The sequence below is a fragment of the Microbacterium sp. NPDC056044 genome (assembly GCF_042267145.1).
Classification (GTDB): Bacteria; Actinomycetota; Actinomycetes; order Actinomycetales; family Microbacteriaceae; genus Microbacterium.
Genome location: NZ_JBHJWZ010000004.1, coordinates 379,422 through 392,171, shown reverse-complemented (window position 1 = coordinate 392,171; position 12,750 = coordinate 379,422). Strand labels below are relative to the sequence as shown.

The window sequence follows — 12,750 nt, the reverse complement described above, 5'->3', positions numbered from 1 at the left end:
ACCTTCATGCTCCGTCGCACCGCTCTCGCCGCAGCGTCGCTCATGGCCGCCGGCCTTCTCGTCCTCACCGCCTGCAGCGGCGGTGGCGGGGCCGCGCCGACGTCGCCGGGCGAGCCCGACCCGGACGCGTCGGTCGCGATCCGGCTGGTGCTCGAGCCGCAGAACCTCGACATCCGCGAGACCGCGGGCGCCGCGGTCGACCAGATCCTCGTCGACAACGTCTACCAGGGCCTCGTGTCGCGCACCCCCGAGCAGGACATCGTGCCCGCGCTCGCGAGCGACTGGACCGTGTCGCCCGACGGCCTCACCTACACCTTCACGCTCCGCGAGGGCGTCACGTTCCACGACGGCCAGGAGCTGACCCCGCAGGACGTGGTGTGGTCGCTCACGACGCGGCGCGACACCCCGGAGTGGCGGGACTCGGCGCGCCTCGCCGACGTCACGTCGATCACCGCGGACGGGCAGGACATCACGCTCACCCTGAGCGCGCCGGACTCGACCCTGCTGTGGAACCTCACGGGCCGTGCCGGCATCGTCCTCAAGGAGGGCGACACCGTCGACTACAAGACGAAGGCGAACGGCACCGGGCCGTTCGTGCTCGGCTCCTGGCGTCAGGGCGACAGCATCACGTTCACGCGCAACGACGCCTACTGGGGCGACAAAGCGGCCGCGGCGGAGGTCGTGTTCGACTACATCCCCGACCCGCAGGCCGCCCTGAGCGCGGCCCTCGCGGGCGAGGTCGATGTGGTGACCGGGTTCGACGCGAACCAGAAGGACCAGATCGAGCAGAGCGGCGACTTCGCGCTGGTGCTCGGCAAGTCGACCGACAAGGGCACCCTCGCGTTCAACCAGACGACGGGCCCGCTCGCCGACAAGCGCGTGCGCCAGGCGATCCGCCAGGCGATCGACCACGACGCGTTCGTCGAGGCGGCCGCGTCCGGCCAGACGCTGTACGGCCCGATCCCCGAGCTCGACCCCGGCTACGAGGACCTGTCCGACGTCGCGCCGTACGACCCGGAGGCGGCGAAGAAGCTGCTCGCCGAAGCCGGCTACGAGGACGGCCTCGAGCTCTCGCTCACGATCCCCTCGTTCTACTCCACCTCCATCCCGATCGCGCAGATCCTGGTGTCGGATCTCAACGAGGTCGGCATCACGCTCGACGTGAACTCGGTCGACTTCTCGACGTGGCTCAACGACGTCTACACGAACAAGGACTACGAGCTGAGCTACGTCCTGCACACCGAGGCGCGCGACTTCGAGAACTGGGCGAACCCCGACTACTACTTCACCTACGACAACCCCGAGGTGCAGGAGCTCTACGCCGAGTCGGTGGCGGCGACGGACGAGTCCCAGGCGGCGGACCTGCTGAAGCAGGCCGCGCGGATCGTGTCGGAGGACGCCGCGGCCGACTGGATCGCGAACGGCGCCTCGGTCGTGGCGGTCGGCACTAACATCACCGGTATGCCCTCGATCAACGTGAACGAGCGCCTGAACGTCGCCGAGATCGCCAAGAGCAACGGGTGATCCGGTACACGCTGACCCGACTCGCCCTGCTCCTGCTCGGGCTGTTCGTCGCCAGCGTGCTGATCTTCCTCAGCCTCCGGGTGCTCCCGGGCGACGTCGCCCAGCTCATCGCGGGCACCGGCAGCAGCCCGGACCAGGTCGCGGGCATCCGGGAGCGACTCGGCCTCGACCGCCCGCTCCCCGAGCAGTACCTCGCCTGGATCGGCGGCCTCTTCCGCGGTGACCTCGGCACGTCGCTGCTGACGGGGTCGAGCGTGGCCGACGAGCTCGCCGAGAAGGCGCAGGTGACCGTGCCCCTCGGCATCCTGTCGCTCGTCATCGCCGTCGTGATCAGCGTGCCGCTGGGCGTGCTCTCGGCGATGCGGCGCGGGCGCGCCTCGGGCACCGGGCTCAGCGTCGGCGCGCAGACCCTGGCCGCCGTGCCGGTGGTGTGGGCGGGCATGATGCTCGTCGTGGTCTTCGCCGTGTGGCTCGGCTGGCTTCCCGCACAGGGCTTCCCACGGTCGGGCTGGAGCGACCCGTGGGCGGCCCTGCGCTCCCTCATCCTCCCCGCCCTCACGATCGGCATCGTCGAGGGCGCGATGCTGCTGCGCTTCGTTCGCAGCGCCACCCTCCAGGCGGTCGGCCAGGACTTCGTGCGCACCGCCGCCGCGAAGGGACTCACCCGCGACCAGGCGCTCATCCGCCACGGTCTGCCGGTCGTCGGCCTCTCGGTGATCACGGTGCTCGGCCTGCAGGTGGCGGGCATCATCGTCGGCGCCGTCGTCATCGAGCAGCTGTTCTCGCTCCCCGGCATCGGCCGCATGCTCGTGGCCGACGTCGCCGCGCGCGACCTGCCGAAGGTGCAGGGCGAGCTCCTCGCGCTCACCGGCTTCGTGCTCATCGTCGGCTTCGTCGTCGACCTCGTGCACCGGGTCATGGATCCCCGGCAACGGGAGGCGCCGTGAGCGCGGATCGAGTGGAGACGACGGATGCTGCGCCCCCGGCGCCGTCGGCACCGCGACGCCGTTCGCGGTGGGCGTGGCTCGGCCGGCTGTGGGCGCTGTCGACGGGACGCTTCGGGCTGATCGTGGTCGCGGTCGTCGTGGTGACGGCGATCATCGCGCGCTTCTGGACGCCGTTCGATCCGCAGCAGGTCGACATCGCGAACCGCTGGGCGCCGCCGGGATGGCCGCACCTGCTCGGCACCGACGCGTCGGGACGCGACATCCTGTCCCTCCTGATGGCCGGCGCCCGCACGACGGTGTTCGTCGCGGTCGGCGCGGGGATCGTGGCGACGGTGATCGGCGTCGCCCTCGCTGCGCTCGGAGCCCTCACGGTGCGCTGGGTGCGCGAGTCGGTGGCGGTGTTCGTCGACATCCTGATCGCGTTCCCGGTGCTCATCATCGCGATGATGATCTCGGCGGTGTGGGGCGGGTCGCTGTGGGTCGTGATCTGGGCGGTCGGCATCGGCTTCGGCGTCAACATCGCCCGGGTGACGCGCCCGGAGCTCCGCCGCGTGCTGCAGAGCGATTTCGTGCTCGCCGGGCGCGCCTCCGGCCTCACCCCGGCACAGAACCTCTGGCGGCACCTCCTCCCCAACGTCGCTCCGGTGTTCATCGTGCAGCTGTCGTGGGGCATGGCGGTGGCCGTGCTCGCCGAGGCCGGCCTCTCGTACCTCGGCTTCGGCGCGCCGGTGACCGAGCCGTCGTGGGGTCTGCTGCTCGCGCAGCTGCAGCAGTTCATCGGCGTGCACCCGCTGTCGGTGGTGTGGCCGGGCCTCGCCATCACGATCACGGTGCTCGGGCTCAACCTGCTCGGCGACGCGCTGCGCGAGGCCACCGACCCGACCCTGTCGCGCAGCCCCTTCGCCACGCGCCGCGCGCGCCTGCACATCCCGGAGGTCGTGTCGTGAGCCTCGAGGTGCAGGGCCTCACAATCGACATCGCCGGCCGCCGCGTGGTCGACGGCGTCTCGTTCGCCGTGCCCGACGGCGCCCGCGTCGGCCTCATCGGCGAGTCGGGCTCGGGCAAGTCGCTGACCGCGCTCGCGATCCTCGGGCTCCTCCCCGACGGTGCGACGGCGTCGGGCAGCGTGCGGTGGAACGGCCGCGAGATCCTGGGCCTCGCCGACGACGAACTGGCGGAGCTCCGCGGCGACGAGATCGGCATCGTCTTCCAGGAGCCGCGCACCGCGCTCAACCCCATCCGCACCGTCGGCCGGCAGATCGCCGAGTCGATCCGCATCCACGAGGGGCTGTCGAAACGGGATGCTGCCGCCCGAGCGGTGGCCGAAGCATCCCGTGTCGCCCTTCCCGATCCCGAGCGCATCGTGGCGCGCTACCCCCACCAGCTGTCGGGCGGGCAGCGTCAGCGGGTGGCGATCGCGATGGCGCTCGCGTGCCGGCCGCGGCTGCTGATCGCCGACGAGCCGACGACGGCGCTGGATGTGACCATTCAGGCCGAGATCCTCGAGCTGCTGCTGTCGCTCGCGCGCGACGACGGCATGTCCCTCGTGTTCATCACGCACGACCTCGCGGTGCTGTCGCAGATCGCGACGCACGGCGTGGTGCTCGAGCAGGGGCGCGTGGTCGAGGAGGCGCCGGTGTCGCAGCTGCTCTCGGCGCCGGCATCCGTCGTCACGCAAGAGCTGCTGCGCGATGCGACGGCCACGCTGTGGCGGCCAGGAGGTGCGGAGTGACCGCGCTGATCCGCGGGCGCGGCCTGACGCGCCGGTACGCCGTGCCGAAGACGCAGGTGTTCGAGAAGCGGACGTTCACGACGGGCCTCGAGGATGCCGACATCGACGTGCGCGAGGGGTCGGCGGTCGGCCTCATCGGCGAGTCCGGCTCGGGCAAGTCGACGCTCGTGCGCCTGTTGCTCGCGCTCGACGCCCCCACCGCGGGCACCGTGGAGTTCGACGGCCGGGCGGTCGACGCGAAGGCGTCGGCGCGGTCGCTGCACTGGCTGCGACGCCAGACGGGGATCGTGTTCCAGGACCCGTACGCGTCGCTCGACCCCCGTATGAGCGTGGGTCGCATCGTGGGCGAGCCGCTGTGGGCGCTCGGGATCGACGGCGACCGCCGTGCGCGGGTCCGTGAGGTGCTCGAGGACGTCGGCCTCGAGGCGAGCATGGCCGACCGCTTCCCGCACGAGTTCTCGGGCGGCCAGCGGCAGCGCATCGCGCTCGCCCGCGCGATCGTTCACCGCCCGCGCCTGCTCGTCGGAGACGAGCCGCTGTCGGCGCTCGACGTGACCGTGCGCGCGCAGATCCTCGAGCTGCTCGCCGAGCTGCGCGTGCGCGACGGCCTGACGCTCCTGATGGTGTCGCACGACATCGGCGTCGTGCAGAACCTGTGCGACGAGGTCGTCGTCATGAAGGACGGCCGCATCGTCGAAGAGGGCCCGACCGAGAAGGTGCTGCTCCAGCCCCAGGTCGCATACACGCGCCGGCTGCTGGCCTCGATCCCCGTGATCGACGCCGACGCACCCTGACCCTCGGTCGCCGCCCCGGTCGCGGCGTCCCGTCGTTGTCCTGGAATCAGGCGATGAGGCGAACTCAGGCTGGATGCCGCGCGATCCGGCCTGTTTTCGCCTCATCGCCTGATTCGGGCACGGGCCGGATGTGAGTGGGCAGGGGCGTACGTCGGCGGCCGCGGATAGGTTCGGAGCATGAGCACGAGCCCCGGAATCGTCCCGCCCTACCTGCTCGCCCGCATCGCCGCCGTGCAGGAGGAGAACTGGGCTCGCGCGGCCGACGCGGCGCACCGCACCCTCGCGGCGCCGCGGGAGTACCGCCCGGTGCGATCGCGCCTGCGCCTGTCGATCCAGGAGCCGGGAACGCTCGTCGCCGAGGCGACGCCGGCGCCCGACCGCGAGATCTCCGACGCGAAGCACCGCGAAGTGCTGCCGGGCACGCGCGTGCGCGGCGAAGACGACCCCGCGACGGGCGACGCCTCCGTCGACGAGGCGTTCGACGGGCTCGGCGCGACGTACGACTTCTGGTGGGACGCGTACGAGCGCGACAGCATCGACGGCTCGGGCAGCTCGCTGCTGGCCACGGTGCACTACGGCCGCGACTACGACAACGCGTTCTGGAACGGCGAGCGCATGGTCTTCGGCGACGGCGACGACGAGGTGTTCCGCGGCTTCACCACCTCGCTCAGCGTCATCGCGCACGAGCTCGCGCACGGCGTCATCGAAGACGAGGGCGGCCTGCTGTACCGCGGCCAGTCCGGTGCGCTCAACGAGTCGATCGCCGACGTCTTCGGCGCCCTCGCCGAGCAGCACCGCGACGGGCAGACCGTCGACGAGGCGACGTGGCTCATCGGCGAGGGGATCTTCACGGATGCGGTGCAGGGCGTCGCCCTGCGGTCGCTCAAGGCGCCCGGCACGGCGTACGACGACGACGTGCTCGGAAAGGACCCGCAGCCCGCGCACATGCGCGACTACGTCGAGACCCGCGACGACAACGGCGGCGTGCACATCAACTCGGGGATCCCGAACCATGCGTTCTATCTCACGGCGAAGGCGCTCGGCGGCCACGCCTGGGAGCGGGCCGGGCTCATCTGGTACCGCACGCTCACGTCGGGCACGCTCCCCTCCACGGCGGACTTCACGACGTTCGCCCGCGCCACCCTCGCCGCGGCGGCCGCGGAGTACGGTGAGGAGTCGGAGGAGGTCGACGCCGTCCGCGCCGGGTGGACCGGCGTCGGCGTGATCCCGGATGACCGAGAAGCCCAGTCCTGACCCGGACGCCGCGCAGCCGGCGGTCGAGGTCGACGTCGCGCGCACCGGCGGCTTCGCCGGCATCACACGACGGTGGTCGGCGCAGCCGCCCGAGGCCGAGGCATCCGACTGGATCACCCTCATCGATCGCTGCCCGTGGAGCGAGGCGGGCACCGGGCCCGGCGACGACGTCGCCGACGACGACCGCCCCGCCGCTCCCCCGCGCCCGGCGACGCGACGCAGCAATCCACTGCCCGACGGCTTCGTGTGGTTCATCCGCGCGACGTGGTCGGGAGCGGACGCGCGCGAGGCCGAGCTGCCCGACGACGAGGTCGTCGGCGCGTGGCGCGAGCTCGTCGATGCGGTGCGCGACTGGAGCCGGCAGAGCGCCGGCACCGACCGCCCGAACCGCTGATCAGCGCGCGAACAGCCCCTTCTTCTTCGCGGGCTTGAGCGCCTTCTGCATGTAGATGGTGCCGAGCCACCGGCCGAACTTGAAGCCGACGCGGCCCATGCGGCCGACCTCGACGAACCCGAGCTTCTCGTGCAGGGCGACCGACCCCTCGGCGCCCTTGTCGCTGATCACCGCGACCATCTGGCGGATCCCGGCCGCCTCGCACGCCTCGATGAGGGCTTCGAGCAGCGCCCGGCCGAGCCCTTTGCCCGTGGCGGCCTGGCCGAGGTAGATCGAGTTCTCGACCGAGAACCGGTACGCCGACTTGCTCGACATCGGCTGCACGAGCGCGTACCCGAGGATCTGACCCGACGGCGACTGCGCCACGAGGAAGGGCAGCCCCTGCTTCGCGAGGCCGTCCCGCTTCTTGCGCCACTGCGCGACCGACCACACGTCTTCGTCGAAGGTCACGACCGAGTTGGTGACGTAGTAGTTGTAGATCTCGCGGATGTCGGGGATGTCGCGATCCTCGACGGGACGGATCGTGAACGAGAACGCCCGCTCGGGCTCGGGCTGCCGCTGCAGGTGGCGCGGCAGCTTGCGGCGGTCCTTCTCGTATTCCTCTTCGAGCATGGGCTCCTCCTCGATGTCTGCGCTCGACCGGCGGCCCTACGCGGGCAGCCGCCAGTCCACGGGGTCGGCGCCCTGCTGGGCGAGCAGCTCGTTGGCGCGCGAGAACGGACGCGACCCGAAGAAGCCCCGGCTCGCGGAGAGCGGCGACGGATGCGGCGATTCGATGATCGGCGTGCTGCCGAGCATCGGGCGCAGGTTCGCGGCATCCCGCCCCCACAGGATCGCCACGAGCGGCCTGTCACGCGCGACGAGCGTGCGGATGGCGTGCTCGGTCACCTTCTCCCAGCCCCACCCGCGATGGGATGCCGGCGCCCCCGGCGCGACCGTGAGCACGCGGTTGAGCAGCATGACGCCCTGGTCGCTCCACGCCGAGAGGTCGCCGTGCGGCGCGCGCGGGATGCCGAGGTCGGACTCGAGCTCCTGGTAGATGTTGCCGAGGCTGCGCGGCAGCGGACGCACGTGCGCGTCGACCGCGAAGGAGAGGCCGATCGGATGCCCCGGCGTGGGGTACGGGTCCTGCCCGACGATGAGCACCTTGACGTCGGGAAGCGGACGCTGGAACGCGCGCAGCACGCGGTCGCCCGCCGGGAGGTACGCGCGCCCCGCGGCGAGCTCGGCGCGGAGCCGTTCGCCCAGCGCGGCGATGTCGGGACCCACCGGCGCGAGCGCCGCCGACCACTCGGGGTCGACGAGCCCCGCGTCGGCGAGCTCCGGGAGCGTCATCGCCATGTCAGGCACGCTTCGCGGTCGTCGTCATGACGAGCTCCAGTCCGCCGTCGACCGGCGTGGAGGTGAACGCCACCGTCGCCGCCGCAAGACCCGTGAGCGACGCGACGTGCGTGCCGCCGCACGGGATCCGCGCCTCGGCGCCCGGCAGCTCGCACACCCACGTGCGGCGGTCGGCGAGCGCGGCGCCGTCGCGCTCGATGCGCACCGCACCGCCCGCGGCGATCCACTCGGCGAGCTGCGCGTCGACGCGGGCCGCGAGATCCGCGAGGTCGTTCAGCGCCTCGGGGTCGAATCCCTTGCGCCGGAGCGACTTGCCGATCCGGTACACGTCGCGCGAGCCGTCCGGCAGGATCCGCGACTCCTGGATCGCGAGCGCGTCGAACGCGGGCGCGCCGAGCGCGTCCGCCGGCGCCTCCTTGCGCCAGGCGCCGGCGAGGGCCGCGTCGAGGGCGAGCGAGGCCAGGTGGCACGCGGTGTGGCCCGCCGAGAGGGCGTCGCGGTAGGCAGCATCCACCGCCACCTCGACCGTGTCGCCGACGGCGACGGCGGTGCCGGCCTCGACGAGGTGCGCGACCACGAAGGTCCACCCCTCGGTGCCGGTGCGCACCGGGACGTCCGGGCCGAGCAGCAGGGCGTCCCCCTGCGTCGCGCCGACGACCGCGTCGATCACGGCGAGGTCGGCGCCGCCGGTGCGCAGCGTGCCGCGGTCGGCGGGCTGGTCGGGCCACGCGGTGTCGACCGGGTGGAAGGCGGTTTCGTCGAGCAGGACGGCCGTGCGCCCGTCGCCTGCGTCGGCGACGTGCACCACGGTGCCGCGGGACGCCACTGCGCCGGTGGGATACGTGACGACGGTGCCGGTGAGGGTCACAGCTCCTCCGTGCCGCGCGGGTGCAGCGGGCCGCGGGCGAGGAGGTGCTGCGCCGACTGCGCGACGGGGCGCATCGTGATGAGGTCGAGGTTGACGTGTCCGGGGGCGTTGAGCGCGTAAGCGATCACGTCGGCGACATCTCCCGCCGTCAGCGGGTTCTCGACGCCGTCGTAGACGCGCTCGGCCGCCGCGCTGTCGCCGCCGAGGCGGTTGAGGGTGAACTCGGGCGTGTGCACCATCCCCGGCGCGACCTCGATCACGCGGATCGGCTCGCCGTTCAGCTCGAGCCGCAGGGCGTGGGCGATCATCGCCTCGCCGGCCTTGGCGGCGTTGTAGCCCGCGCCCCCGGCGTACGCGGTCTGCGCCGCGGTGGAGGTGACGAAGAGCAAGTCGGCGTGACCATCGGATGCCGCGGCCCGGCGCAGCTGCGGCAGCAGCGCGGCGACGAGGCGCTGGGCCGACAGCACGTTGACGTCGAACATCCACTGCCAGTCCGCGGCCTTGCCGTCCTCGACCCGGTCGGTGCCGCGTGCGCCGCCGGCGACGTTGACCAGGGCGTGCACCGGTCCCGAGTCCGCCAGGAAGGCGGTCAGCGCCTCGACGTCGGCATCGGTCGTGAGGTCCGCGGCGAAGGCGACGGCGCCCGTCTCGGCCTCGAGGGCCGCGAGCCGGTCCGCGCGTCGCGCGACGCCGACCACGTCCCATCCGGTCTCGCGCAGCGCGCGCACCGCCGCCTCGCCGATCCCCGAACTGGCTCCGGTCACCACTGCACGTCTGTTCGCCATGACGACAACGCTACCCACGTCGTGCCCGGCAGCACTCCCCCGCCGGGATTCCGGGCTCCGAGCGCGTTACGTCACATTTCCCCCACGTTGTTGACAACACCGGGTTCTCCGTACTCTCGATTCCGGCTGGGGGGCACGCTCCCGGCATCCGATCCCGCAGGAGCAGGCCATGTCCGCACCCGAGAACTGGCGTTTCGAGACCAAGCAGATCCACTCGGGGGCCCAGCCCGACCCGGTGACGAAGGCTCGCGCCACGCCGATCTACCAGACCACGTCGTACGTCTTCGACAACGCCGACCACGCGGCGAACCTCTTCGCGCTCGCCGAGTTCGGCAACATCTACACGCGCATCCAGAACCCGACGCAGGCCGTCGTCGAGGAGCGCCTCGCCGCGCTCGAGGGGGGCACCGGCGCCCTGCTGCTCGCCTCCGGCCAGGCGGCCGCGACGTTCGCGGTGCTCAACATCGCCGAGGCGGGCGACCACATCGTGTCGTCGAGCTCGATCTACGGCGGCACCTACAACCTCTTCAAGTACACGCTCGCCAAGCTCGGCATCGAGGTCACGTTCGTCGAGAACCAGGACGACCTCGAGGAGTGGCGCCGCGCCGTCCGCCCGAACACGAAGCTCTTCTTCGCCGAGACCATCGGCAACCCGAAGATCAACGTGCTCGACATCCGGGGCGTCGCCGACGTCGCGCACGAGAACGGCGTGCCGCTCATCGTCGACAACACGATCGCGACCCCGTACCTCATCAAGCCCTTCGAGCACGGCGCCGACATCATCGTCCACTCGGCCACGAAGTTCCTCGGCGGCCACGGCACCACCATCGGCGGCGTGATCGTCGACGGCGGCACGTTCGAGTGGTCGAAGAACGTCGACAAGTTCCCGGGCCTCACCGTTCCGGACCCCTCGTACCACGGCGCCTCGTACACGGCGGCGGTCGGCGACGGCCTCGCCTACATCATCAAGGCCCGCGTGCAGCTGCTGCGCGACCTCGGCTCGGCGATCTCGCCGAACAGCGCGTGGCTGCTCATCCAGGGCATCGAGACGCTGTCGCTGCGCGTCGAGCGCCACGTGCAGAACGCGCAGGAGATCGCCGAGTGGCTCGAGAACCACTCCGACGTCGCCTCGGTGAACTACTCGGGCCTGCCGACGTCGCCCTGGTACGCCGCCGCCAACACCTACGCTCCGAAGGGCGTCGGCGCGGTGCTGTCGTTCGAGCTCAAGGGCGGTGTCGAGGCGGGCCGCGAGTTCGTCAACTCGCTGACGCTCTTCAGCCACCTCGCCAACATCGGCGACGTTCGCTCGCTCGTCATCCACCCCGCGTCGACCACCCACTCGCAGCTCACGCCCGAGCAGCAGCTCACGACCGGTGTGACGCCGGGCCTCGTGCGCCTCTCGGTGGGCCTCGAGAACATCGACGACCTCAAGGCCGACCTCGAGCAGGCACTGGCCGCGGCGCGCCGCGTGTCGGAGGCCGCTCGCGCCTGATCCCTCTCCTCGGGACACGGATGCCGTGTGCCTGCGCACCGCGCAGGCACACGGCATCCGTCATTCTGCGTCGCTGCCGGGCTCGTCCGCCGCGAAGTCCGCCGCGAGCTCCTCGGCCGTCAGGTGCTCGCCCGGGACCGGACGAGGGAGCGTCGGCGCGGCGTCGTCGGACTGCCAGGGCTCCCCGGCCTCGGCGGAGCCATCGGCCTCGTCGAAGATGACGTCGGTGTCGTGGTCGAGGTCGTGCTCGCGCGGCGGCACCGCCGGGCGCGGCTCGTGGGCGGGCATGAAAGGCTCAGCGGTCGACATGCGCGCATTCTGCCACGCGCGGGTGCACGGACCGTGACGCGCCGCATGCCCGACGTGTAACAGACCGCGGCACCGCGCATGCGCGGGTGAGAATGGACGAATGGACTGGCAGACCTCCGAAGACACGGTGCCGAGCGCGCCCGTGACGGAGGCTGACGCGCGCCTGCTGCTCGGCCGCCCGCCGGCGACCGGCGCGTGGCGCGACGGCGACCCGCTGGGCGAGCGGCACTTCGCCGCGTTCGGAGCGTTCCGCACCGAGGGCGGGCGCGAGCTGCCGGCCTACCGCCTCGCGTACGAGACGTGGGGCGAGCTCAACTCCGCCCGCGACAACGCCGTGCTCGTGCTGCACGCCCTCACTGGCGACAGCCACGTGCGCGGGCCGGCCGGGGCGGGGCATCCGACCTCGGGCTGGTGGGACGACATCGTCGGCCCCGGCGCGCCGATCGACACCGACCGCTGGTTCGTCGTCGCCCCGAACATGCTGGGCGGCTGCCAGGGGTCGACGGGGCCCGCCTCCATCGGTCCCGACGGCTACGAGTGGGCGTCGCGCTTCCCGTACCTCACGATCCGCGACCAGGTCGCCGCGCAGGTGCGCCTGGCCGACGCGCTCGGCATCGACGTGTGGGCGGCCGTTGTCGGCGGATCGATGGGCGGCATGCACGCCCTCGAGTGGGCGATCTCGCGCCCCGACCGGGTGGAGCGGGTCGCCGTCCTCTCGGCGCCGCCCGTGAACACCGCCGACCAGGTCGCGCTCAACTCGGTGCAGCTCGAGGCGATCCGCATCGACCCGCGGTTCCAGGGCGGCGAGTACTACGACGCCGGCGACGGCGACGGCCCGAACCGCGGCCTCGCGCTCGCGCGCCGCATGGCCCTCCTCAACTACCGCTCCCCCACCGAGCTCAACCAGCGCTTCCAGCGCACGTGGCAGTCCGGCGTGAGCCCGCTCGGCCACGGCGGGCGCTTCGCCGTCGAGTCGTACCTCGACTTCCACGGCAACAAGTTCACGCGCCGCTTCGACGCGAACTCGTACATCACGCTCGTCGAGGCGATGAACTCGCACGACGTCGGCCGCGACCGCGGCGGCGTCGAGGACGCCCTCGCGCTCGTCACCGCCAAGGCGCTGGTGCTCGGCATCGACAGCGACCGCCTCTTCCCCATCGACGGGCAGCACCGCATCGCGCGCGGCATCCGTCACACCCTCGACGGCGACCGCGCCGTGGTGCTCTCGAGCGACTTCGGCCACGACGGCTTCCTCATCGAGACCACGGCCGTCGGCGCGCACCTGCGGCGCCTCCTCGAAGCCTGACGCG

The 12,750-nt window shown here is 72.1% G+C and carries 14 protein-coding genes; 9 read left to right on the top strand and 5 right to left on the bottom strand.

Going from position 1 to position 12,750, the window contains the following annotated elements; genetic code table 11:
- Positions 1-6: 6 nt before the first annotated feature.
- The 7 genes from ACFC1I_RS13630 (at position 7) to ACFC1I_RS13600 (ending at position 6,645) form a co-directional block, all read left to right on the top strand.
- Entirely contained in the window at positions 7-1,524 is a 1,518-nt protein-coding gene (locus ACFC1I_RS13630; protein WP_376010231.1) for an ABC transporter substrate-binding protein, read from the top strand.
- Positions 1,521-2,471: an ABC transporter permease gene (locus ACFC1I_RS13625; protein WP_376010228.1), complete on the top strand. Its 951-nt coding sequence runs from the start codon at positions 1,521-1,523 to the stop codon at positions 2,469-2,471. Before ACFC1I_RS13630 ends, ACFC1I_RS13625 begins: the two co-directional genes overlap by 4 nt.
- An 86-nt stretch (positions 2,472-2,557) precedes the next feature.
- Entirely contained in the window at positions 2,558-3,418 is an 861-nt protein-coding gene (locus ACFC1I_RS13620; RefSeq protein WP_376010875.1) for an ABC transporter permease, read from the top strand.
- Positions 3,415-4,203, top strand: a complete 789-nt coding sequence (locus ACFC1I_RS13615; protein WP_376010225.1) for an ATP-binding cassette domain-containing protein — start codon at positions 3,415-3,417, stop codon at positions 4,201-4,203. Before ACFC1I_RS13620 ends, ACFC1I_RS13615 begins: the two co-directional genes overlap by 4 nt.
- Before the next feature lie 41 nt (positions 4,204-4,244).
- Positions 4,245-4,997, top strand: a complete 753-nt coding sequence (locus ACFC1I_RS13610; protein ID WP_376010872.1) for an ABC transporter ATP-binding protein — start codon at positions 4,245-4,247, stop codon at positions 4,995-4,997.
- Positions 4,998-5,174: 177 nt separating this feature from the next.
- Positions 5,175-6,251, top strand: coding sequence for a M4 family metallopeptidase (locus ACFC1I_RS13605; protein WP_376010222.1), 1,077 nt, complete (start codon positions 5,175-5,177; stop codon positions 6,249-6,251).
- Complete coding sequence (locus tag ACFC1I_RS13600) at positions 6,229-6,645, top strand: hypothetical protein (RefSeq protein ID WP_376010220.1); 417 nt, start codon at positions 6,229-6,231, stop codon at positions 6,643-6,645. The genes ACFC1I_RS13605 and ACFC1I_RS13600 overlap by 23 nt, the downstream gene beginning before the upstream one ends.
- Here the strand turns inward: ACFC1I_RS13600 and ACFC1I_RS13595 are convergent, their stop codons facing one another.
- From ACFC1I_RS13595 to ACFC1I_RS13580, 4 genes are read right to left on the bottom strand one after another with little or no spacing between them, the layout of a single operon-like run.
- The gene (locus ACFC1I_RS13595) at positions 6,646-7,257 is read right to left on the bottom strand and encodes a GNAT family N-acetyltransferase (protein ID WP_376010217.1); all 612 of its coding nucleotides are present in this window, start codon (positions 7,255-7,257) and stop codon (positions 6,646-6,648) included.
- A gap of 36 nt (positions 7,258-7,293) precedes the next feature.
- The gene (locus tag ACFC1I_RS13590; RefSeq protein WP_376010215.1) at positions 7,294-7,986 is read right to left on the bottom strand and encodes a uracil-DNA glycosylase; all 693 of its coding nucleotides are present in this window, start codon (positions 7,984-7,986) and stop codon (positions 7,294-7,296) included.
- A 1-nt stretch (position 7,987) separates the two neighbouring features.
- A complete protein-coding gene (locus ACFC1I_RS13585) occupies positions 7,988-8,854 on the bottom strand; it encodes a metal-dependent hydrolase (protein ID WP_376010212.1) in 867 nt (288 codons plus the stop codon).
- The gene (locus ACFC1I_RS13580) at positions 8,851-9,639 is read right to left on the bottom strand and encodes an SDR family oxidoreductase (RefSeq protein ID WP_376010210.1); all 789 of its coding nucleotides are present in this window, start codon (positions 9,637-9,639) and stop codon (positions 8,851-8,853) included. Before ACFC1I_RS13580 ends, ACFC1I_RS13585 begins: the two co-directional genes overlap by 4 nt.
- Before the next feature lie 169 nt (positions 9,640-9,808).
- Between ACFC1I_RS13580 and ACFC1I_RS13575 the strand changes: the two genes are divergently transcribed.
- A complete protein-coding gene (locus tag ACFC1I_RS13575; protein WP_376010207.1) occupies positions 9,809-11,131 on the top strand; it encodes a bifunctional o-acetylhomoserine/o-acetylserine sulfhydrylase in 1,323 nt (440 codons plus the stop codon).
- 60 nt (positions 11,132-11,191) lie between these two features.
- Here ACFC1I_RS13575 and ACFC1I_RS13570 read toward each other — a convergent pair whose 3' ends face one another.
- The gene (locus ACFC1I_RS13570) at positions 11,192-11,440 is read right to left on the bottom strand and encodes a hypothetical protein (protein WP_376010204.1); all 249 of its coding nucleotides are present in this window, start codon (positions 11,438-11,440) and stop codon (positions 11,192-11,194) included.
- A 100-nt stretch (positions 11,441-11,540) separates the two neighbouring features.
- On the opposite strand from ACFC1I_RS13570, the gene ACFC1I_RS13565 reads away from it, so the two are divergent.
- A complete protein-coding gene (locus ACFC1I_RS13565; RefSeq protein WP_376010202.1) occupies positions 11,541-12,746 on the top strand; it encodes a homoserine O-acetyltransferase in 1,206 nt (401 codons plus the stop codon).
- Positions 12,747-12,750 lie beyond the last annotated feature (4 nt).

Bases quoted from the DNA above. Each gene is read 5' to 3' on its own strand.
- ACFC1I_RS13630 (WP_376010231.1), top strand. From the start codon at position 7: ATGCTCCGTCGCACCGCTCTCGCCGCAGCGTCGCTCATGGCCGCCGGC.
- ACFC1I_RS13590 (WP_376010215.1), bottom strand. From the start codon at position 7,986: ATGGCGATGACGCTCCCGGAGCTCGCCGACGCGGGGCTCGTCGACCCC.
- ACFC1I_RS13575 (WP_376010207.1), top strand. From the start codon at position 9,809: ATGTCCGCACCCGAGAACTGGCGTTTCGAGACCAAGCAGATCCACTCG.
- ACFC1I_RS13605 (WP_376010222.1), top strand. From the start codon at position 5,175: ATGAGCACGAGCCCCGGAATCGTCCCGCCCTACCTGCTCGCCCGCATC.
- ACFC1I_RS13600 (WP_376010220.1), top strand. From the start codon at position 6,229: ATGACCGAGAAGCCCAGTCCTGACCCGGACGCCGCGCAGCCGGCGGTC.
- ACFC1I_RS13580 (WP_376010210.1), bottom strand. From the start codon at position 9,639: ATGGCGAACAGACGTGCAGTGGTGACCGGAGCCAGTTCGGGGATCGGC.
- ACFC1I_RS13565 (WP_376010202.1), top strand. From the start codon at position 11,541: ATGGACTGGCAGACCTCCGAAGACACGGTGCCGAGCGCGCCCGTGACG.
- ACFC1I_RS13595 (WP_376010217.1), bottom strand. From the start codon at position 7,257: ATGCTCGAAGAGGAATACGAGAAGGACCGCCGCAAGCTGCCGCGCCAC.
- ACFC1I_RS13570 (WP_376010204.1), bottom strand. From the start codon at position 11,440: ATGTCGACCGCTGAGCCTTTCATGCCCGCCCACGAGCCGCGCCCGGCG.